The organism is Streptomyces sp. NPDC037054 (genome assembly GCF_055606745.1).
On sequence record NZ_JBVJSJ010000006.1, the window covers coordinates 233,929 to 255,381 of the forward strand.

Consider the following 21,453-nt stretch of genomic DNA (forward strand, 5'->3'; position numbering starts at 1 on the left):
TCCTTTCAGCTCGCGCGCCGCTCGGCGCCCGCCCGCAGCGCCTCGCGGAGCGCCTGAGGTGTCCATTCCTCGCGCAGCGCCCGCCGCACCAGGTCCGCCTGCGAGGGCGGCGCGAGCCCGTCGACCGGCGGATCGCGGTCGAGGTTCGTCGGGAAGGGGTAGCCCTCCGCGCTCGCCGCGATCACGTTGTCCAGCGCGCGGGCCGGCACGCCCTCGGCCTTGCGGCGCAGCAGCACCGGGTACACGGCTGCGGTCACCGCCTCACGGTCCACGGTCTCCATCGCGCGGCCGAACGCGGACGACACCTGGAGCAGGTTCGCCATGCGCCGCACGTCCGCCGAGCGGTTGGTCCCGGCGGCGTGGAACAGCGCCGGGTTGAAGAACACCGCGTCGCCCTTGGCGAGCGGCAGCTGCACGTGGCGCTCCGCGAAGTACGCCCGGAACTCGGGCCGCCGCCAGGCGAGATAGCCGGGCTCGTACCTCTGCGAGTGGGGCAGGTACATCGTCGGCCCGGACTCCACCGGCATGTCGCAGTGCGCCACGGCGCCCTGCAGGGTGAGCACGGGGGAGAGGCGGTGCACGTGCGCCGGGTAGGCCGCGGCCGCGTCGTCACCGAGGAAGCCCAGGTGGTAGTCGCGGTGCGGGTCCTGGGCGGCGCCGCCCGGGTTGACGACGTTGATCTGCGAGGTCACCTGGTAGCCGGGGCCGAGCCAGGCCTCGCAGACCAGGGCGAGGACGTCGTTCGCGTAGTAGTCGGCGAACGCCTCCGGGTCGTGCAGCGCGGCCTTCTCCAGCGCGTTCCACACCCGGTCGTTGGCACCGGGCTTCGCGAAGTGGTCCCCGGCCGCGGTGCCCGCGGCGCGCTGCGCGGCGATCAGGGCGTCGAACACGGCCGTCGCCCGGTCCACCACCGCCGGGTCCGGGAAGGCGCCCCGCAGCACGACGACGCCCGGCCCGTCGGTCAGGGATCGGACCAGTTCGTCCTGGAGGGCGGTCCGGTCGGCGGCGAGGACGCGGGCGCTGTCGTAGACCGGCACGTTCCGCTCGACGCACGTGGCGTGCGGATGCGCGGCGAGATCGGTGGCCCGTCCGGTCAGCGCCCGGAAGGCGTCGAGGTCGCAGTCCCGTGCGGAGAGCCGGACGCGGGGGTGCGCGGAAGTCGTGGACATCGTCGTCCTTTCGGTGACAGGGTCGCCGCGGCGCTGTCATTCTTGTCCTGACAAACCCGTCGAACAACCAGCAGGAAGCCATCAAAAACCCCTCAAGGAGCGCAAGGAGCCGTGGCATGGGGCATCCGTTCCCGATCCGGGAGATCGCGCGTCAGGCAGGGCTGAGCGAGGCGACCGTCGACCGTGTCCTCAACGGCCGGGGCGGCGTCCGGGAGAGCACCGCGCGCGAGGTGCACCGCGCGATCGCCGACCTCGACCGGCAGCGCACCCAGGTCCGACTCGTCGGCCGCACCTTCATGGCGGACATCGTGATGCAGGCCCCGCAGCGGTTCTCCAGCGCCGTGCGCGCCGCCCTGGAGGCCGAACTGCCGTCCCTGCACCCGGCGGTGCTGCGCTCCCGCTTCCACTTCCGCGAGACGGGCCCCGCCGCCGAACTGGTCCGCGTCCTGGACCGGATCGCCCGGCGCGGCTCACAGGGCGTCGTCCTCAAGGCGCCCGACGTCCCCGAGGTCACCGCCGCCGTCGGCCGGCTCGCCGCCGCCGGCATCCCCGTCGTGACCCTCGTGACCGACCTGCCCGCGAGTGCCCGTGTCGGCCGCGTCGGCATCGACGACCGCGCGGCGGGCGCCACGGCCGCCTACCTCGTCCAGCAGTGGCTCGGCGAGCGGCCCGGCAACGTCCTCACCAGCCTCAGCAGCGGCTTCTTCCGCAACGAGGAGGAACGCGAGATGGGCTTCCGCGCCGTCATGCGGGCCCGCTGCCCCGACCGCGCCCTGGTCGAGATCACCGAGGGCCAGGGCCTGGACACCACCCAGTACGACCTGGTGCGCGCCGCGCTGGACCGCGACCCGGACATCCGCGCCGTGTACTCCATCGGCGGCGGCAACATCGCCACGCTGCGCGCCTTCGCCGACGCCGGACGCGAGTGCGCCGTGTTCGTCGCGCACGACCTCGACCAGGACAACACCCGGCTGCTGCGCGAACACCGGCTGTCCGCCGTCCTCCACCACGACCTGCGCCAGGACGTCCGCGAGGCCTGCCGGCTGCTGATGCGGGCGCACGGCGCGCTGCCGCCCGCGGGACCCGCCCTGCCGTCCCCGATCCAGGTCGTCACGCCCTACAACATGCCGACGACCCCGTGACGTCCCGACCATGTCCAGGACGCCGTGACGTCCCGACCATGTCCACGACGCCGTGACGTCCTGCACCCTGCCTACGGCCCCGTGACGTCGACCCACGCGCCGCTCTGGGCCGACCGCGCCATGGCGTCCAGCACCTCCGCCGCGCGCACGGCGTCCGTGAGCGTCGCGCCGTACGGCGTGCCCTCGGCGACCGACCGCAGGAACCGGTGGGCCTCGATCACCTTCAGGTCGTCGTAGCCCATCGCGTTCGCCGCGCCCGGCTGGAACGCGCCGAACTCGCCGTGCCCCGGGCCTACGTACACCGTGCTCACGGACTGGTCCTGGTACGTGGTGCCCCGGCTGACGCCGAGTTCGTTCATGCGGCGGAAGTCCCAGGAGACGGCGCCCCTCGTGCCGTGCACCTCGAAGCCGTAGGTGTTCTGCTCGCCGACCGACACCCGGCACGCCTCCAGCACGCCCCGCGCGCCCGAGGCGAAGCGCAGCAGACAGCTCACGTAGTCCTCGTTCTCCACCCGGCCGAGTTCGCCGCCCGCCGCGCGGGAGTGACCGGCCGTCGCGCCGGTCGGGCGGGCCCGCTCGGGCACGAAGACGGCCGTGTCGGCGGTCAGCGACGCGATGTCGCCGAGCAGGAAACGGGCCAGGTCCGCGCCGTGCGAGGCAAGGTCGCCCAGTACCCCGCCGCCGCCCCGCTCCCGCTCGAACCGCCACGTCAGGGCGCCCTCCGGATGCGCCGCGTAGTCGCTGAACAGCCGGACGCGGACATGCGTCACCGCGCCGATCTCCCCGGCGGCGATCAGCTCGCGGGCGGCCTCCACGGCGGGCGCGTTGCGGTAGTTGAAGCCGACCGCGCCCTGCACCCCGGCCGCGGCGACCGCGTCGGCCACCGCGCGGGCGTCCGCCGCCGTGAGGCCCACCGGCTTCTCGATCCAGATGTGCTTGCCCGCCTCGGCCATCGCGACGCCGATCTCACGGTGCAGGAAGTTCGGGGCGGTGATGCTGACCGCCGCCACGCGCGGGTCGGCGGCCACCTCGCGCCAGTCGCGGGTCGTCGCGGCGAACCCGAACTGCGCCGCCGCCTCCTCGGCCCGCCCCGGCACCTCCTCGGCGACCGCGACCAGCTCGGGGCGCAGCGGCAGTTGCGGATAGTGGTGCCGCACGCGCGCGTACGCCTGGGTGTGCACCCGGCCCATCCAGCCGAAACCGACGACGGCGACACCGAGCGCGTCCACCATGAGAGCCCCTCTTCGGACCGTTCCACAACCTGCCTGCCGCCACCCTGGGCACGGTCACCAGGCAGTGTCAAGGCAGGTCCGGCCCGGCAAGCCGGACGCCGTGCCGCGGGCCGTACGGGAACCGGGCCACCGGCCGAACGCCGCCGCGCACGGCCCGGGGGAGCGGGGCGTACGCGGCTGACGGACCCGACGCCGAAGACCCGCGGGACGACGGGGGCGCCACCGCCGCAGGCCGCCCGTGGGGTAGGGTTGACGTGCGTGTTCCCCCGCAGGGGGAGACGCGCCGGGACGTGGCGCAGCTTGGTAGCGCACTTGACTGGGGGTCAAGGGGTCGCAGGTTCAAATCCTGTCGTCCCGACACACGGCGAAGAGGCCTTCGCGGGCGGACAGCCCGCGGAGGCCTCTTCGCGTGGACCGATGGCGTGGTCGAGGACGTCACCCTCCCCCTGAAAGGTGACGTCCTCGACCGCTCCCCCGGTGCCGGACAGTGGCATGTGCGTCCGGGCGGCGGCGTGCGGTCACCAGCACATGACCGCCGTCTCGCCCGCACCCCAGGAGGAGTACAGGCGCACCCGGACGAAGTAGCGGCGGCCCTTGACCAGACGGGCTCGGATCGTGGCGTTGTGCGGCGTCCCGCCGTCGTCCTCACCGGCGAGGCAGCGCGGCTCCCCGTCCCGCTCCTCGAACACCACGACGACGGTGTCGCTGTCGCCGAACGTGCCCACCGTGTACGCACGCGTCTGCGGCGGCTCCAGCACGAAGTCCGCCTGACCGCCCGGCCCGAGACCGAGCGGCACCGAGCGGAACGGCACCAGCGCGGGCGGCCCCGACGGGTCGGCCGGCGGATACCAGCGGAGCACGAACTCCTTGTCGGCGGCGGACTGCGTCCCGGGCGGGTACAGCCCCGCGCGGAACTGCTCCGGCTCCAGGACCAGCCCCGACGGAAATGGGAACGCCATGATCGACTGGGGGTCCCAGACGTGGCCGTTCACCTCCGCCGGGTCCAGCTTGCGCAGCACGTTGCGGTCGGTCTGCTCCCGGCTCCAGTGGTTCGGCGGGCCCGCCAGCTCGGCGTACACGGCCTCGTCGTCCCAGTGGATGCCGGCGAACGGGCTCTGGTGCTCGTGCCGCATGCCGAGCGCGTGCCCGATCTCGTGCAGGGCCGTGCCGCGCTCGCCCGGCGCGGTCAGGTCCCACCCGAAGTTCATCGTCCGCTCGGTCAGACCGACCCGCAGCGCGTCCCGGCCCACCGCCGACCAGGAACCGCCGCCGAGCTGGAACCCGATGCGCAGCTCGGCCTCCGTACGGTCCGCGACCTCACGGAACGCCACGCCGATGCCGAGGCCGCTCCACTCCTCGAAGCACTCGCGCACCACGTCCCGCTGCTCCTTGGCCCCGGACCACGGCACGCGCCGCGTCTCGCCCGTCCCCGGCACGGCGATCACGGAGCCGTCGCGGTCGTCGTCGTAGAAGTAGTAGTGCAGGACCGTGCCGTTGAGCCACATGCGGTGCCCGCCGGTCAGCGCGCCGAGCCGCTCGGCGGGCAGCCCCGGCGCGAACGCCGGGCCCGGCGCCTGGGCGAGCGAGCAGTAGCGGGCGGTGGCCATGCGCCCAGGTTGCCCGCCGGCGGCCCGGGGCGCCTGAGTCGAGGGCTACTCAACTCACCCTGTATCAGGCGTGAGTACGCGCGCTCTTGATTCCGTGACGACTTTCGAACAGGACGCGAAGACGCTGGAGCTGCCCTGGCCCTTCACCGGCCGGGAGGACGAACTGGAGCTGGTACGCAGGTCGTTGACCGCCGGCCGGCACGGCATCGTCGTGACCGGACCGGCGGGCAGCGGCAGGACGAGGCTGGTCACGGAGGCGGTGCGCGGCACGGACTGCGCACGCGTGGCCGGCACGCCCGAGGCCCGTCACCTTCCCTTCGCCGCCTTCGCCCACCTGCTGCCCGAGTTGGTCACCCTGCACCGCGCGGTGCGCCTGCTGTCCGGCGTCCGGCTGCTGCTCGTCGACGACGCGCACCTCCTCGACGACGCCTCCGCCGCCCTCGTCCACCAACTCGCCGTGCAGGGCCGCACCCGGCTGGTCGTCGCCGTCACCGACGGGGCCGCGGCGCCCGGCGCGATCACCCGCCTGTGGACCGGCGAACTGCTGCCGCGCCTCGCGCTGGAGCCCCTGCCGCGCGAGGAGACCGCGGACCTCCTCACGGCGGGCGCGGGCCGGACCCTGGAACCGCTCACCGTGAACCGGCTGCACGCCCTGTGCCGGGGCGACCTGCGGCTGCTGCGGTCCCTGCTGGACGCGGTGCGTGAGCGAGGGCTCCTCGCGCGCGTGCCCGGCACCGACGCGTGGGCGTGGCGCGGCCCGGTGCCGGTCACGACGACCGTCCGCGAGCGCACGGCGCACGTCCTCGACCGCACCGCCCCCGAGGAGCGCGACATCCTGGACCTGTTGGCCTTCGCGGAACCCCTGCCGCTGGAGCCGCGGGACTTCGGGGCGGGCGACCCGGCGGCCCCGGTACCCCTTCAGGGCTCCGGCCCCGGAGCGGCCGACCCCGCTCTGCGCACCCTGGAGCGGCTGGAGGCCGACGGCCTGGTGCACGCCGACGACCACGGCGCGGTCCGGCTCGCGCACCCGCTGTACGGGCCGGTCCTGCGGGCCACCGCCGGACGCCTGCGGGCCCGGCGGCTGGCCGGGGCGCCCGAGCGGTGCCACGCCGCCCTGGAGGCCGAGGCGGCGGCGCTCGCGCGGTCCATCGAGCGGGCCGACGTACGGCGGGCGCACACGCCCGTGGGGGAGTGGTTCGCGGCGGAGGGCGCCGGCCCCCTGCCCGCCGATTACGCGGCGGTGCGCGCCCGGTTCGCGCGGCTGCGCGGTGAGCTGAGGGAAGCCGCGGCCTGGGCCCGCGAGGGCCTGCGCACCACCGCCGATGACCCGGCCTGCCGCGCCGAACTCGCCCTGGCGGCCGCCCAGTCGGGCGACCACGCGGCGGCGCGCGCGATCACCGCGACGGCCGAGGCCCCAGGAGCGGGCGCCGAAGCCCCCCGCGGCGCCGGTTCCTCGGGCACCGCCGAAGGCCGAGCAGGTGACCGTCCTGCGGCGCGCGCAGGTGCTTTCGGTGGGGAGGGTTCCGGGGTGGCGGTTGAGGGTGTCTGTGGTGGTGGTTCGTCGGGGGTGGTCGGGCGGCGCACGGGTGATCGTCCGGCGGTGGGCGCCGGTGCGTTCGGTGGGGAGGGCGGGGCCGTCGTCGGCGGCTCCGCCGGCAGGGGACCGTACGACGCCCTGCCCTTCCCCGGCGATCCCTACGACGCCGTCCGCCTCGGTGCACCCGGGCGGGCCGTCGGTCGGCTCACCGGTGTGTTCGCCGCGCACGCCGACGCCCTCGCGCGCGGTGACGGCGCCGCGTTGGACCGGGCGGCGCGAGCCCTGGAGGAGCGCGGCTTCCTGCTGTACGCCGCCGAGGCCTACGCGCAGGCCGCCGGGGCACACCGCGACCCCAGCGCCGCCCGCACCTCGCGCACCCGTGCCGCCGCGCTGGCCCGGCGCTGCCAGGGCGCCCGCACCCCGGCGCTGTCCGGCCTCGTCCTCGGCGAACTCACCGCCCGCCAGCGGCAGATCGTCACGCTCGCCGCCGCGGGACTGAGCAACCGTCAGATCGCCGAACGCCTCACCCTGTCCGTCCGCACGGTCGGCAACCACCTCTACAGCGCCTACGCCCGGCTCGGCTCCGGCGACCGCAGCGCCCTGCCCTGGCTGGTCCGGCTCCCGGACGCCCAACCGGCGTGATGCCAGGGGCGGCTGCCCGAGCCCTCCCCGGCACGCCGCCCCGCGCGCCGCCCCGAAAGCCGCCCCACCCACCGTCCCTCACGCCGCCCCGAACGCCGAGAACGCCCAGCCCGTCGCCTGGTGCAGGGCGTCCCCCGGCATCGCGGTCCGCGCGTCGCGCAGCGCCTCCGCCAGGGACAGGCCGGCGCCGATGCCCTTGTGCAGCGCGAGCATCAGCGGCACCACCGCGGCGTCGTTGACGGGAGCGCTGCACGCCACCACGCCCGCCGTGCCCAGCGGCAGCAACGCCGTGACGAGACCGAGCAGTTCGTCGGCGCCCACCGTGGCGAACCGGGCGGTGTCGCAGCACGACAGGATGATCCGGTACGGACTGCGGTCCAGCCGTTCGAAGTCGTGCACGATGAGCGGCCCGTCCGCCATCCGCAGCGCCGAGAACAACGGACTGTCGGCACGGAACGTGCCGTGCGCGGCGATGTGCGCGAGCGCGGCCCCGTCGAGCTCCTCCAGCACCCGCGCGACCCGCGCGCCGTGCTCCTCCAGCACCGTGGGAGCGGCGTACCGGTCGGCGAGTTCGGGCACCTCGGCGCCGCGCGACGCGAGGCCGGGCCCGCGCACCAGCACCTGGCGCCCGTCCGGCGGCGGCGCCGTCTCCCGGGCGCGCAGCCAACTGCTCGCCGACGGCGACACACTGACCACCCGGTCCCGCAGCGACGGCAGCAGCGCCCACGGCACCCGGTGCAGCCGCCCCGGCGGCACGACCACGACCGGCCCCGCGCCCAAGTGAGCCGCGGCGGGACCGAGCAGCAGTTCCTCGAGGCGGCGGCCCGCGGCCTCCACCACCGGCAGCCGGGCGTCCGCGCCGGGGTGGGCGAGGCGCCGCAGCCCGGCCTGCACGTGCTCGGCCTCCTTCTCGGCGTCGGCGAGCAGCCCGGCCTCGAACCGCCGCACCCTGCCCTGCCCGCACAGCAGTACGTGCACCCGCGCGTCGAGCACCGCGAGCTCCACCAGCCGGGTCTCGTCGCCGAGCCGCTCCAGCAGCCGGCCCGGGTCGAACCGGTGCCCGTCGCCGGACGCGTCACCCCGCATGTGCAGGGTCCGCGACCTGATCTCCCGTTCCAGACGCCGCTGTTCACGCTCCAGCGCCGGCACCGGACGGCCCTCCATGCGGGCGGCCTCCGCACGCGCCGCGATCTCCCGGAACGCGGTCAGGCCGCTGAGCAGCGCCGGGTCGGCGGGCGGCCGGGTGGGCGGCGCCGACAGCACCGTGGCCCGCCACCGCTCGCTCCACACCAGCAGCCGCCGCGGCCCGCCCGACACCAGACTGGCCTGCTGCGCGAGCGCCGCCAGCTCGGCGCCCTGCGCGGTCGCCCGCGCCCTCAACTCGGAGGCGCCCAGCGTCATCCGGTGCTCGTCCAGCACGTCCAGGCCGCGCCGGCAGGCCTCCAGGACACCCCGCGCCGACCCGGCCGCCCGCGCCCGCAGGGCCTGCGCCGCCCAGCCCGTCACCCGGGCCGGCGGCGGACCGCTGAACCGGCTGCGGGCGGCCACCGCCAAGTGCCGTTCCGCGTCCGCCGTCCAGCCCAGGTCCAGCGCGATACGGCCCGCCAGCAGCGACGCCTCCGGCGCGGCGGGCGCCCCGAACGACGCGAGCTTCGCCGCCACCGCCGCCGCGTCCGCGACCAGCCGCCCCGAGCCCCGCCCGGCGGCCACCCGCGCCTCGATCAGCACCAGCCGGGCGTGCGTCTCCCACCAGGTGCGCCGCTGCCCGGCGAACAGCCGCACCGCGACGGCCGCGCGCGCGATCGCCGTCTGCGGATCACCCGCCAGCCGGGCCGCCCGCGCGGCGGCCAGCAGCAGTTCCGCCTTGCGGGTCGACTGACCGCCGATGCCGTCGAGCGCCGCGATCGCCGCGTCCGCCTCGGCCAGCGCCTCCGGGGCCAGCCCGGCCGACATCAGCACCTCGCAGCGCCGGATGTTCAGCATGAACGTCGGCGTGTCCAGCTTCGCGTACCGCTCCTCCGCCTCGTCCAGCAGCCGCAGCGCCGCCGGGACGTCACCGGAGCGGAACGCGGCCAGGCCCCGGCTCTCCACCGCGTCCGCCTTGTCGTGCTCCTGGCCGGTGGTGTCCCACAGCGCCTCGGCCGCCGTGAAGTCCGCGTCGGCCCGGTCCACCGCGCCGAGCGCCAGGTGCACGGTGGCGCGCAGGGTGAGCGCCCGCGCCGTCCAGATCACGTCGTCCGCCTGCCGCAGCACGGGCACGGCCCGCCGTACGTCCTCCAGCGCCTCCCGGTGCCGGCCCAGCACCCACCACACGTACGCCCGCCGGTACAGCACCCGGGCCCGGGTGTGCCCGGTGCCGCGCGCGACGCCCCGCTCGAACGCGGCGAGGCCCTGCCGGGTGCGGCCCGCGTGCACGAGCGCCACCCCGAGCGTGGCGAGCACGTCGGCCTCCCGCTCCGCGCAGTCGGCGCGGGCGGCGAGATCGCGGGCGCGCCGCAGATGCGTCAGCGCGAGCCGCAGATCGCCGAAGTCCCGCTGCCAGATGCCGATCACCTGGTGCGCGACGGAGGCGCGCAGCGGTGCGGGATCGGCCGCGAGCACCTCTTCCGCCCTGGCCAGAGCCTCGCCCGGGGCGGCGAACACCATCGGCAGCAGATCGTGAACCGAGTCGCTTCCCGCTGTCACCCCTCGGATGGTAGTGCCAACGGCAAGCCGCACACCGGTTCGGTCCTGTATCAATCCCCGTGCGGGCGGCTCTGATTGACGACCGCCGACCCTCGGGAGGACACGCCATGGCACCCCAGCGATTCCACGAGCAGTTCGACCAGATCCAGCGCTCGATGCCCGACGTCCCGCTGGCGATGGGACCCGACGACTCCGGCGAGTTCCTCTACGAGAAGGGCGTCGTCCTGGCCCGCGACGGAGAGGAGGCCCGGCTCGTCGAGGACACCGTGCGCCGGCACTTCGCCGCCGTCGCCGACCTGGGCGAGGACCGGGTGCGCCGCGCGAGCCCCGAGACCAACCGCTCCGGCGTCACCCGCATCCGGGTCGGCGACCCGGGCGAGGGCGACCGGCGCGGCGACCGCTCCGTCGCCGCGGCGCTGCGCGCCGTGCGGGGCACCGAGTCCCGCGCGGGCCGCCCCCTCGTCACCCGCAACCACGTCGTGTCGATCGCGGTGAACGCCTGCCCCGGTGACGAACCCGTGCCGGCGCCACTCGGGCAACCACCCAACCCGGCCCCGGCCGAGGGCTTCCACGACCCGGACACCGCCGTCGGCGTCCTCGTCGTCGACACCGGCCTCATGCACGACTACCGCCACTGGCCGCCGCTCGCCCACACCGACGGCGACATGCAGGTGAGGGAGACCGACGACGACGGCGTCCTCCAGCAGTACGCCGGCCACGGCACGTTCATCGCCGGGCTCGTCGCCGCCGTCGCGCCCAACACCCGCATCACCGTCGACGGCGGCCTCAACGACGCGGGCGCCGTCCTGGAGTCGGAGTTCGGCGAGAAGCTCTTCGAAGCCGTCGACCGGCACGGCTGGCCCGACATCCTCAGCCTGTCCGCAGGCACCTCCAACGGCCGCACCGACGGACTGCTCGGCGTGGAGAACTTCATGCTGGCCCTGCGCGACCGGCACACCCTGCTGGTCGCCGCCGCCGGCAACAACGGCAGCGCCACGCCCTTCTGGCCCGCCGCCTACGCCGACCTGCCCGGCTACGCCGAGTCCGTGCTGTCCGTCGGCGCGCTGCGCGGCGACGGCGAGTCGGCCGCCTGCTTCAGCAACCACGGCGACTGGGTCGGGGTCTACGCCCCCGGCGAACGCCTCACCAGCGCCCTGACCGGCTTCGACAGCCCCGTCCCGTACGTCTACCAGCACTCCACCTACGACGACTGCCGCTACGGCTTCGCCTACACCTGCACCTGCCGGCACCCGCGCCACACCGGCGTGCTGAGCGAGGAGCAGGAGGGCACCGCGGGCAGCAAGCCGGACCAGGTGATGTTCGAGGGACCGGCGTACTGGAGCGGCACCTCGTTCGCGACGCCCGTGGTCGCCGGGGCGGTCGCCGCCCACATGACGGCGCACAAGGAGAGCGATCCCCGTGTCGCCCTGCGTCAACTCCTCGCCGCGAACACCGGGTTCGCCGAGGTGCGGGGGGCGCGCGTGGCGGCGCTCAGGCCGCCCACGTGGCGCCCGGTGCCGGTGACGCCGCCCGCCGCCGGGTCATGAGGACCGGAACCGCCCCCTCCACGGCGTACGATGACTGGCCGTACACGAGGGGTGGGGCCGTGGACCGTGCAGATGTCGGCTCGCTCGTCCAGTCCGCCGCCGACGGCGACGCGGCGGCCTGGAAGGCGATCGTGGAAGGGCTGAGCCCGCTGGTGTGGTCGGTGGTGCGCGCGCACCGGCTCTCCGACGCCGACGCGCACGAGGTGTACCAGACCGTGTGGTTCCGCTTCGCCCAGCACCTGGGGCGGCTGCGGGAACCCGACAAGGCGGGCTCGTGGCTCGCGAGCACCGCGCGGAACGAGTGCCTGAAGGTGCTGAAGGCCCTGCGGCGGACCACTCCCACGGACGATCCGCAACTGCTGGACCGGGTCAGTGAGGACCTCACGCCGGAGCAGTCGGTGCTGGACTCCGAGGAGGCCGCGGCCGAGAGCGAGCGGGTCCGCCGGCTGTGGCAGGAGTTCGAGGAACTCGGCGAGCGGTGCCGGCAGTTGCTGCGGGTGCTGATCGCCTCCCCGCCGCCCAGCTACCAGGAGGTGTCCGCGGCGCTGGGCATCGCCGTCGGCAGTATCGGACCGATGCGCCAGCGCTGTCTGCGCCGTCTGCGGGCGCGGCTCGAATCGAGGGGGACGGCATGAGCGACGACGACATCGACGGCGGGCCCTTCGGCGTGGACGCCACGGGCGACGAGGAGTTCGGTGCTGCCGTGCTGGAGGAGGAGCTGCGGCAGGCGGCCGTCGTCCTCGACCCGGTCCCCGCCGAACTGCGTCAACTGGCCGTGGAGGCCTTCGCGTTGCGTGACATGGACGCCCGGATCGCCGAGTTGACGTTCGACTCCCTGGTCGACGCCGTCCCGGTGCGGGGCGCCGAGGACCCGCCGCGGATGCTGACGTTCACCGCGGGCGGGGTGACCGTGGACGTGGAGGTGACCGGCGAGGGTCTGATGGGCCAGGTGCTGCCGCCGCAGCCGGCCCGTATCGAGGTGCTCGGCGGCCCCCGCACGACGGTGCCGCTCACGGCCGACGACATGGGCCGCTTCACCGGCGACGTACGGCCCGCCGGACCCTTCGCGCTACGGGTCCTCGCGGGCGGGGAGACCGTGGTCACGGAGTGGCTGCGGACCTGAGACCTGTCGCGGGGGACGCCGTCACCAGGCGCACGGCAGGCTCCGCGGGCCGCGGATCAGCGTCCGGTGCCGCCAGGGCACTCGCTCCGGCGGCACCGCGAGCCGCAGACCCGGCAGCCGGTCCAGCAGCGTGCCGAGGAGCAGTTCGGTCTGCATGCGGGCGAGTACGGCGCCGGTGCAGAAGTGCGGCCCGTTGCCGAACGCGAGATGCGGATTGGGGGCGCGGTCGGGGTCGATGCGGTCCGGGTCCGGGAACACCTCCGGGTCGCGGTTGGCGGCCAGGTACGACACGTACACGGGGTCGCCCGCGGCGATGCGCACGCCGTGCAGGCGGACGTCCTCCAGCGCGATGCGGGCGAGCCCGACCGAGCTGCGGTGCGGGATCCAGCGCAGCAGCTCGTCCAGGACGGCGCCGCGCGCCTTTGGCCGCTCCCGCATGCGTGCCATCAGCTCGGGCCGGGTGAGCAGCAGGTACAGCATCTGGCCGCAGTTGTGCGTGACGGCCTCACCGCCGATCTGGAGCGGTCCGGCGAGCCCGACGGCCTCGGCCTCGGTGAGTTCGCCGCGGGCCACGGCGGCGCCGAGCAGCGCGTACACGTCGTCGCCGGTGCTGCCGGACCGTGCCCGGACGGTGGTGGTGATCCACGCGTACAGGCCCTCCTTGGCCCGCTCGGAGGCTTCGGCGCCGCCGGACGTGGAGATGATCTGCCGCGTCCAGGCGTGCACCCGCTCCCGGTCCGCGGGGCGCACGCCCATGACGTCGCTGACCACCGTGATCGGGAAGGGCTCCAGGACCCGCTCGACCAGATCGGCGGGCGGCCCGTCCCGCACCACCCCGGCCACGAGGTCGTCGAGGACGGCCTGCGCGCGGGGCCGCAGGCGCTTGACCGCGCTCACCGTGAAGGCGGCGGCGACGGCCTTGCGCAGCCGGTTGTGGTCGGGCTGGTCGGCGAACGCCAGCGAACCGGGCCGCGGCTTGAAGTGCGGTGCCAGCCGCGTGACCTGGCGTCGCGTCACCTCGGCGCGGCCGAAGCGCGGGTCGTTCGTGATCAGTCTGACGTCGTCGTGGCGCGTCGCGAGCCACGCCCAGCCCTCGCCGTGCGGCAGCCGGACCCGGGTCAGCGGGCCCTCGCGCATCAGCCCGGCGAGCACCGGGTCGAACTCCGTCCCGTCCAGGTCGAGGGCGGGCCAGTGACGTACCGGGGGAGTGTCCCGGGCGGTCGGCGTGGAGGTCTCCTCGGTCATCCCTCCACCCTGGTGGCGGTCGCGGCGCGTGTCGCGCGGGAGTGCTCCAGCCGGTGACGCGTCGCCGCCCGGCGGCCCGGGGCGGCACTCAGTGGGACACGGCCTCCACCAGCTCCGCGAGGGCGCCGGCCAGCCGGCCGAGCCCCGGCCCGGCGGGGCCGCCGGGCTCCGCCATGTACGTGTCCCGGCGGATCTCCACCATCAGCGCCGCGACCTCGGGCCGCCGCCCGTAGAACTCCAGCGGCACGTACGTCCCGGCGAACGGGGAGTCGAGGCCGGACTCCCCGCACGGGGCGAACGCCGCGCGGGCCGCGTCCAGCAGGGCGGGCGGCGTGTGGAAGGCGTCGGTGCCGAGGCACACCGGCGGGCGGGGCCCCGCGCCGTGCAGCTCGTACGGCAGCGGGGCGGTGGGGTAGGAGTGCACGTCGATGATCACGGCCCGCCCCGTCGCGGCGAGCCGGCCGGCGACCGCCTCGGTCATCGCCCGCGCGTACGGCCGGAAGTACCGGGCGAGCAGCGGCTCCGGGTCGGTGTCCGCGGGCCGCAGCTCGCCGCGGTGCGTGGTGCGCGTGTAGACGGCGCCCATGCCGACGGCGAGCATCTCCTCCCGCTCGTCCGGGAACCGCTCCGGGTCGACGACCAGCCGCGACAGCCGGTTCACGAACCGCCACGGCGTCACGCACGCCCGCGCGCAGGCCGCCTCGGCGAGTACCGCGGTGTGCGCGTCCGTGATGTGGTCCAGCTCCCGCTCCAGCGCGACGTCGTCCAGCACGATCCCCGCCCGCACATCGGCCGGAATCTCCCGCGCCGCATGCGGCACGTGCAGGATCACGGGCGAGAGAGGGTCCCCGGGAAGCACCTCGAAGGACGGCGGGACGTCGGTCATGCGGCGGCTCCGGACGTGGTCGGCGGGGTACGGCGTGATCAAGGTGCCACAACGCCCCGCCCGGCGGACGCCGGACGGGGCGAGGGGGACACTGCCTGCGGCCCGGGGCCGGCGGGGTCAGCCCAGGGACGCGAGGGCCGCGTTCCAGGTGGCCGACGGGCGCATGACCTCGGCGGCCTTCGCCGGGTCGGGCTGGTAGTAGCCGCCGATCTCGGCCGGCTTGCCCTGGACGGCGTTCAGCTCCTCGACGATCTTCTGCTCGTTCGCCGCGAGCGTCTCGGCGAGCGGCGCGAAGGCCTTCGCCAGGTCGGCGTCGTCGGTCTGCTTCGCCAGCTCCTGCGCCCAGTACAGGGACAGGTAGAAGTGGCTGCCGCGGTTGTCGATGCCGCCGACGCGACGGGTCGGGGACTTGTCCTCGTTGAGGAAGGTCGCCGTGGCGCGGTCGAGGGCGTCGGCCAGCACCTGGGCGCGGGCGTTGCCCGTGACCTTCGCGAACTGCTCCAGGGACGGCACCAGGGCGAAGAACTCGCCGAGGGAGTCCCAGCGCAGGTAGTTCTCCTTGACGAGCTGCTGGACGTGCTTCGGCGCGGAGCCGCCGGCGCCCGTCTCGAACAGGCCGCCGCCCGCCATCAGCGGGACGACCGACAGCATCTTGGCGCTGGTGCCCAGCTCCAGGATCGGGAACAGGTCGGTCAGGTAGTCGCGCAGCACGTTGCCCGTGACGGAGATGGTGTCCTCGCCGCGGCGGATGCGCTCGACGGAGAACTTGGTCGCCTCCACCGGGTTGAGGATCTTGATCTCCAGGCCCTCGGTGTCGTGCTCCGGCAGGTACTGCTTCACCTTGGCGATCAGGTTGGCGTCGTGCGCGCGGGTCTCGTCCAGCCAGAACACGGCCGGGGCGCCGGTCGCGCGGGCGCGGGTGACGGCGAGCTTCACCCAGTCGCGGATCGGGGCGTCCTTGGTCTGGCAGGCGCGGAAGATGTCACCGGCGGAGACGGCCTGCTCGATGAGGGCGGTGCCGCCCGCGTCGACCAGGCGGACGGTGCCGGTGGTCGGGATCTCGAACGTCTTGTCGTGGCTGCCGTACTCCTCGGCCTTCTGCGCCATGAGGCCGACGTTCGGGACGGAGCCCATGGTCGACGGGTCGTAGGCGCCGTTGGCGCGGCAGTCGTCGATGACGGCCTGGTAGACACCGGCGTAGCTGGAGTCCGGCAGGACGGCGAGGGCGTCGTGCTCCTGGCCGTCGGGGCCCCACATGTGGCCGGAGGTGCGGATCATCGCCGGCATGGAGGCGTCGACGATCACGTCGGACGGCACGTGCAGGTTGGTGATGCCCTTGTCGGAGTCGACCATCGCCAGCTCCGGGCCCTCGGCGAGCTCGGCGTCGAAGGAGGCCTTGATCTCGGCGCCCTCGGGCAGGTTCTCCAGGCCCTTGTAGATGCCGCCGAGGCCGTCGTTCGGGGTGAGGCCGGCCGCGGCGAGGACCTCGCCGTACTTCGCGAAGGTCTTCGGGAAGAAGGCGCGCACCACGTGACCGAAGATGATCGGGTCGGAGACCTTCATCATCGTGGCCTTCAGGTGCACGGAGAACAGCACGCCCTCCTGCTTGGCGCGGGCGACCTGCGCGGTGAGGAACTCGCGCAGCGCGGCGACGCGCATCACGGAGGCGTCGACGACCTCACCGGCGCGCACCGGTACGGACTCGCGCAGCACGGTCGTGGTGCCGTCGTCGCCGACCAGCTCGATGCGCAGCGCGCCGTCCTCGGCGATCACCACGGACTTCTCGGTGGAGCGGAAGTCGTTCTCACCCATCGTCGCCACGTTGGTCTTGGACTCGGAGGTCCAGGCGCCCATGCGGTGCGGGTGGCTCTTGGCGTAGTTCTTCACCGACGCCGGGGCGCGGCGGTCGGAGTTGCCCTCACGCAGGACCGGGTTCACGGCGCTGCCCTTGACCTTGTCGTAGCGGGCGCGGATCTCGCGCTCCTCGTCGGTCTTCGGGTCGTCCGGGTAGTCCGGAAGCGCGTAGCCCTGGCTCTGCAGCTCGGCGACGGCCGCCTTCAGCTGCGGGATCGACGCCGAGATGTTCGGCAGCTTGATGATGTTGGCCTCGGGCGTCTTGGCGAGCTCGCCGAGCTCGGCGAGCGCGTCCGGGATGCGCTGGTCCTCGGTGAGGTACTCCGGGAAGATGGCGATGATGCGCCCGGCCAGCGAGATGTCCCGCGTCTGGACGGGAACACCCGCCTGCGAGGCGTACGCCTGGACCACCGGCAGGAAGGAATACGTCGCCAGGGCCGGGGCCTCGTCAGTGTGCGTATAGATGATGGTCGAGTCAGTCACCGGGTGCTCCGCTCCACGTCTGCAACATTGCTCGACATCAAGATATCTCGTGATCGTCCCCGGCTCGACAGGGGTCGGCGGCCACGCGCGGGCCTATACGCCGACGCGCGCGGCCACGAGGTGTGAGATGGCCCACACCCCGTGGCCGCGCGCGTGGCGGAACCGGACGGTCAGTCGTGCAGCCGGGCCGCCTCGTCCGGGGCGGCCTCACCGGCGGTGCGCTGCTGCGGGATCGCCGGGGCGCCCTGCTGGAGCGACACCTGTCGGGTGGGCGCCGGGATGCGGATGCCCTCGGCGCGATAGCGCCGGTGCAGCCGCTTGATGAACTCGTGCTTGATCCGGTACTGGTCGCTGAACTCGCCGACGCCGAGGATCACGGTGAACCCGATGCGCGAGTCGCCGAAGGTGTGGAACCGCACGGCCGGCTCGTGGTCCGGCACGGCCCCGGTGATCTCCGTCATCACCTCCGAGACGACCTCGGTCGTGACCCGCTCGACGTGCTCCAGGTCGCTGTCGTAGCCCACCCCGACCTGCACCATGATCGTCAACTGCTGCTCGGGACGCATGAAGTTGGTCATGTTCGTCTTGGCGAGCTCGCCGTTGGGGACCACGACCAGGTTGTTGGACAGGTTGCGGACCGTCGTCTGGCGCCAGTTGATGTCCTCGACGTAGCCCTCCTCGCCGCTGCTCAGCCGGATGTAGTCGCCGGGCTGGACGGTCTTGGAGGCGAGGATGTGGATGCCCGCGAAGAGGTTCGCGAGGGTGTCCTGGAGCGCGAGGGCGACCGCGAGACCACCGACGCCCAGGGCGGTGAGCAGCGGCGCGATGGAGATGCCCAGCGTCTGGAGCACCACCAGGAAGCCGATCGCCATCACCAGCACGCGGGTGATGTTCACGAAGATCGTGGCCGAGGCGGCGACTCCGGAGCGGGACTGCGCGACCGACCGGACCAGGCCGGCCACCACCCGCGCCGCCGACACCGTCGCCACGAAGATCAGCAGCACCGTCAGGACCTGGTTGACGTTGTGCTGGACGGTCCGCGTCAGCGGCAGTGCCGCCCCCGCTCCCGCCGCGCCGGCCGAGATCGCCGCCCACGGCACCAGCGTGCGCAGGGCGTCCACGATGACGTCGTCGCCGCCCCAGCGGGTGCGGTCGGCGTGCTTGCCCAGCCAGCGCAGCAGCATCCGCAGCAGAAAGGCCGCCAACAGCCCCGCCCCGAGGGCGATTCCGGCGAGGACCAGGTCGTCCACCGTGAGGGACCGTGTCACCGGTCACCCCCGCGGCACAGGGCGGCGGCGCAAGTCCTCGCCGACGGCCGGATGTGAAGTGTCGTCACGTCGTCACCTGTTCGTTCCCAAGATGTGCGAGCGCGCCGGCCGACCGGAGTCCTTGCGGCCGGCGCGATCGCTCATCCTGCCGTATCCGGCACGGGTGTTCGTACCGGGTGCGGCGCCGGGGCCGGACGGTCAGACGATGCCTTCGGCCAGTTCGGCCTGTTCCTTGTCGTTGCCGTACGCGGCCGTCGTCGGGACGCCGTACGAACGGCGGGCGACGAACCACCACACGGTGGCGAGGACGAGGACGACGGCGAGGGCGACCGACGCGTAGTTCATCGTGTCGGTGGTCACCGGCGACGACTGCGGCAGGCAGAACAGCACGGTGACGAACGCCACCCACACCACCGCGATCCAGCCGATCGGCTTGCTCCACTTGCCCAGGTTCCACGGCCCCGGCGTGAAGCGGTCACCCGCGCGCAGCCGCAGGAACACGGGGATGGCGTACGCGGGCGTGATGCCGATGACGTTGATGGCCGTCACCGCGCCGTACGCCGTCGCCGAGTACAGCGACGGCAGCGCGAGCACGCCGGCCACGCCCACCGACAGCCACACCGCGGCGACCGGCGTCTGGGTGCGCGCGGACACCTTGCGCCACACGGCGGAGCCGGGCAGCGCCCGGTCCCGGCTGAACGCGAACACCATGCGGCTGGCCGCGGCGACCTCCGCGTTGCCGCAGAACAACTGGGCGACGATCACGACCAGAAGCAGGGCGCTCGCCCCGTCCGTGCCGAGCCCGTCGAGCAGGATCTGCGCCGGCGGCACACCCGTCGCGCTGTTCTGCGTGGCCTCGTAGTCCTGGATCGCGAACGTCAGCCCGGCCAGCAGCACGAAACCGGCGAGCCACGACACCCAGATGGCCCGCACTATGCCGCGCGAGGCGGACACCGACGCGTTGGCGGTCTCCTCGGACAGGTGGGCCGAGGCGTCGTAGCCGGAGAACGTGTACTGGGCGAGCAGCAGGCCGATCGCGGCCACGTACAGGGGGTTCTCCCAGCCCGTGTCGTTGACGAACTCGGTGAACACGAACGACGCGGACTGGTGGTGGTCGGGCACGATCACCAGCGCGCCGACGATGAGCGCCACGCCCGTCAGGTGCCACCACACGCTGATCGAGTTGAGCACGCTGACCAGGCGCACCCCGAACAGGTTGAGCACCGCGTGCAGCAGCAGGATCACGCAGAAGATGACGAAGGTCTTCTCCGGCGTCGGCTCGAAGCCCCACTGGAGATTCATGAAGGCGCCCGTGAACAGGGCGGCGCCGTAGTCGATACCGGCGATCGCGCCGAGCAGGCCGAGCAGGTTCAGCCAGCCGGTGTACCAGCCCCAGCGGCGCCCGCCGAGCCGGTCGGCCATGTAGTACAGCGCCCCGGACGTCGGGTAGGCGCTGGTGACCTCGGCCAGCGCGAGGCCCACGCACAGCACGAACAGGCCGACGCCCGCCCAGCCCCACAGCATCACGGCGGGGCCGCCGGCGCCCATGCCGAAGCCGTAGAGGGTCATGCAGCCGGACAGGATGGAGATGACCGAGAAGCTGATCGCGAAGTTGCCGAAGCCGCCCATGCGGCGGGCGAGCACGGGGCGATAGCCGAGCTCGCGCAGGCGTTGCTCCTCGTCGTGGTGGGGAGACCCCTGCGCGTGCGCGGGGCGGGGGGTGGGGGACATGCCGGAACCTCCGGGACAGTACGGGACGGGAGGGGGACGAGGGGGTGGGGGACCAAAGGGGGACGGGGGTGGTCGTTCGGGCGGTGGCGGGCCTCGCCGCGGCTCAGGTGCGCCGGCCGGACGAGCGGCCGGCCGACCGGCAGCGGGCCCTGGCCTGCACGAAGACCTCCACGGCCTGGGCGGCGTCGCGGGGATCGTTGCTGCGGTAGGCCCACGGCAGGGGGGTGTAGTACGGGCCGAGCGCGTCGAAGACCTGGGAGGCCTCCGGGAACTGCAGGGCGCCCCACAGCGCGTGCGCGAGGTGGTTCAGGTCGAGCAGGGAACGCTCGTCGGACCGCGTGAGCTCGAACCAGCCCTGAAACGCCCGGAGCGCCTCACGCGTGGCGTCCTCGGCCACCCAGTGCAGGTCCAGGGCGGCGTCCCGGCCGCCCGTGCGGCGGTACCGCTCGACCCGCACGTACAGCGGCAGCACGTGCAGGGCCGAGCCGGGCGGCGCCGAGCCCGCCGCCCAGTGCGCGTACCCGGACGCCTCCGCGAGGCGCGCCGAATCCCCGTGCGGGTAAAGGCATTGGAGCATGCGGTGGTGCGCCTCGCGGTTGTACGGGTCGCGCTTGTCGGCCTGCGCGAGCAGGCCCCACGGCCCGGCCGGCAGCATCGGTTCCGGCGGCGGCACCCGGTGCTCCGACCAGCGCTGCCCCTCGTCCAGCCGGGCCAGCGCCAGCAGGCACACCCACGGCACGGGGTCGTGCGGGGCGGCGTGCGCGGCCGCGTCGCAGGCGTGCCAGGCCTCCTGCCACAGCTCGTGCGTGCGGCGGTGGCCCTCGCGGCCCGCGCGCAGCGCGCGCTCCACGCAGACCCGGGCGTGCATCACCACGGCGTGCACGTTGTCCGGCTCCTCCGAACGCCAGGCGCGCACCACGTCGGTGCCCGCCGCCGCGGCGGCGAGCACCTGGGTCCGCTGCGTCCACTGCGACCACGTCGTGGTCTGCTCCAGCAGTTCGCGCATCGACATCCAGCGCCCCGTGCGCACCTCCTGAAGGGCGGCGCGCAGAGGGCCGTCGTGTCCGGCGGGGTCGTAGGCGGGGCGGGCCTCGTCCCTGGCCATCACCCGGCCGGCCCCGGGGGCGGACCGGGCAGGGCGGCAGGCTGGAGTAACAACAGCCCTCCTCTGGGCGCAGTTTGAGGAGTCACGTTCGGTCGGCGGTCACTATATAGAGCGTGACGTTCCGGAACCGGTCCGTTGTCCTGATCCTGCCGAACTCCCTCGCCTTTCCCTCGCCTCGGGCCGTTCGGTGCGGACGC

Annotated in this window: 15 protein-coding genes and 1 tRNA gene; 6 read left to right on the forward strand and 10 right to left on the reverse strand. The window is 74.1% G+C overall.

Going from position 1 to position 21,453, the window contains the following annotated elements; genetic code table 11:
- Window positions 1–5: 5 nt before the first annotated feature.
- Window positions 6–1,169: a phytanoyl-CoA dioxygenase family protein gene (locus ACZ7D7_RS16785; RefSeq protein ID WP_470825068.1), complete on the reverse strand. Its 1,164-nt coding sequence runs from the start codon at window positions 1,167–1,169 to the stop codon at window positions 6–8.
- A 116-nt stretch (window positions 1,170–1,285) separates the two neighbouring features.
- Here ACZ7D7_RS16785 and ACZ7D7_RS16790 point away from each other — a divergent pair, with 116 nt between their 5' ends.
- Entirely contained in the window at window positions 1,286–2,311 is a 1,026-nt protein-coding gene (locus tag ACZ7D7_RS16790) for a LacI family DNA-binding transcriptional regulator (RefSeq protein ID WP_470825069.1), read from the forward strand.
- 71 nt (window positions 2,312–2,382) lie between these two features.
- Here ACZ7D7_RS16790 and ACZ7D7_RS16795 read toward each other — a convergent pair whose 3' ends face one another.
- On the reverse strand, window positions 2,383–3,543 hold the full coding sequence (locus tag ACZ7D7_RS16795) for a Gfo/Idh/MocA family protein (RefSeq protein ID WP_470825071.1): 1,161 nt from the start codon (window positions 3,541–3,543) through the stop codon (window positions 2,383–2,385).
- Between the two features lie 284 nt (window positions 3,544–3,827).
- Between ACZ7D7_RS16795 and ACZ7D7_RS16800 the strand changes: the two genes are divergently transcribed.
- Window positions 3,828–3,901: transfer RNA gene (locus tag ACZ7D7_RS16800), tRNA-Pro, on the forward strand.
- Between the two features lie 160 nt (window positions 3,902–4,061).
- Here ACZ7D7_RS16800 and absR1 read toward each other — a convergent pair.
- A complete protein-coding gene (gene absR1 / locus ACZ7D7_RS16805; RefSeq protein ID WP_470825072.1) occupies window positions 4,062–5,150 on the reverse strand; it encodes a beta-glucuronidase AbsR1 in 1,089 nt (362 codons plus the stop codon).
- 94 nt (window positions 5,151–5,244) lie between these two features.
- Between absR1 and ACZ7D7_RS16810 the strand changes: the two genes are divergently transcribed.
- Window positions 5,245–7,329, forward strand: coding sequence for a LuxR C-terminal-related transcriptional regulator (locus ACZ7D7_RS16810; RefSeq protein WP_470825074.1), 2,085 nt, complete (start codon window positions 5,245–5,247; stop codon window positions 7,327–7,329).
- A 78-nt stretch (window positions 7,330–7,407) separates the two neighbouring features.
- Here the strand turns inward: ACZ7D7_RS16810 and ACZ7D7_RS16815 are convergent, their stop codons facing one another.
- Window positions 7,408–9,975: a CHAT domain-containing protein gene (locus ACZ7D7_RS16815; RefSeq protein WP_470825349.1), complete on the reverse strand. Its 2,568-nt coding sequence runs from the start codon at window positions 9,973–9,975 to the stop codon at window positions 7,408–7,410.
- 146 nt (window positions 9,976–10,121) lie between these two features.
- Between ACZ7D7_RS16815 and ACZ7D7_RS16820 the strand changes: the two genes are divergently transcribed.
- The 3 genes from ACZ7D7_RS16820 to ACZ7D7_RS16830 are packed head-to-tail and all read left to right on the forward strand — an operon-like array spanning window position 10,122 to window position 12,684.
- Window positions 10,122–11,561, forward strand: a complete 1,440-nt coding sequence (locus tag ACZ7D7_RS16820; RefSeq protein WP_470825075.1) for a S8/S53 family peptidase — start codon at window positions 10,122–10,124, stop codon at window positions 11,559–11,561.
- A complete protein-coding gene (locus ACZ7D7_RS16825) occupies window positions 11,558–12,196 on the forward strand; it encodes an RNA polymerase sigma factor (RefSeq protein ID WP_470825077.1) in 639 nt (212 codons plus the stop codon). Before ACZ7D7_RS16820 ends, ACZ7D7_RS16825 begins: the two co-directional genes overlap by 4 nt.
- The gene (locus ACZ7D7_RS16830; RefSeq protein WP_470825078.1) at window positions 12,193–12,684 is read left to right on the forward strand and encodes a hypothetical protein; all 492 of its coding nucleotides are present in this window, start codon (window positions 12,193–12,195) and stop codon (window positions 12,682–12,684) included. The genes ACZ7D7_RS16825 and ACZ7D7_RS16830 overlap by 4 nt, the downstream gene beginning before the upstream one ends.
- Window positions 12,685–12,705: 21 nt before the next feature.
- Here the strand turns inward: ACZ7D7_RS16830 and ACZ7D7_RS16835 are convergent, their stop codons facing one another.
- The 6 genes from ACZ7D7_RS16835 to ACZ7D7_RS16860 form a co-directional block, all read right to left on the reverse strand.
- Window positions 12,706–13,929: a cytochrome P450 gene (locus ACZ7D7_RS16835; RefSeq protein ID WP_470825079.1), complete on the reverse strand. Its 1,224-nt coding sequence runs from the start codon at window positions 13,927–13,929 to the stop codon at window positions 12,706–12,708.
- 88 nt (window positions 13,930–14,017) lie between these two features.
- Window positions 14,018–14,815, reverse strand: a complete 798-nt coding sequence (locus ACZ7D7_RS16840) for an N-formylglutamate amidohydrolase (protein WP_470825080.1) — start codon at window positions 14,813–14,815, stop codon at window positions 14,018–14,020.
- 117 nt (window positions 14,816–14,932) lie between these two features.
- Complete coding sequence (locus ACZ7D7_RS16845) at window positions 14,933–17,152, reverse strand: NADP-dependent isocitrate dehydrogenase (RefSeq protein WP_470825081.1); 2,220 nt, start codon at window positions 17,150–17,152, stop codon at window positions 14,933–14,935.
- A 170-nt stretch (window positions 17,153–17,322) separates the two neighbouring features.
- Window positions 17,323–18,420, reverse strand: coding sequence for a mechanosensitive ion channel family protein (locus ACZ7D7_RS16850; RefSeq protein WP_470825082.1), 1,098 nt, complete (start codon window positions 18,418–18,420; stop codon window positions 17,323–17,325).
- A 198-nt stretch (window positions 18,421–18,618) separates the two neighbouring features.
- The gene (locus tag ACZ7D7_RS16855) at window positions 18,619–20,151 is read right to left on the reverse strand and encodes an amino acid permease (protein WP_470825083.1); all 1,533 of its coding nucleotides are present in this window, start codon (window positions 20,149–20,151) and stop codon (window positions 18,619–18,621) included.
- Between the two features lie 103 nt (window positions 20,152–20,254).
- Window positions 20,255–21,256 carry a hypothetical protein gene (locus ACZ7D7_RS16860; protein WP_470825084.1) on the reverse strand — a complete coding sequence of 334 codons (1,002 nt, stop codon included), beginning with the start codon at window positions 21,254–21,256 and terminating at the stop codon, window positions 20,255–20,257.
- Between the last annotated feature and the right edge of the window lie 197 nt (window positions 21,257–21,453).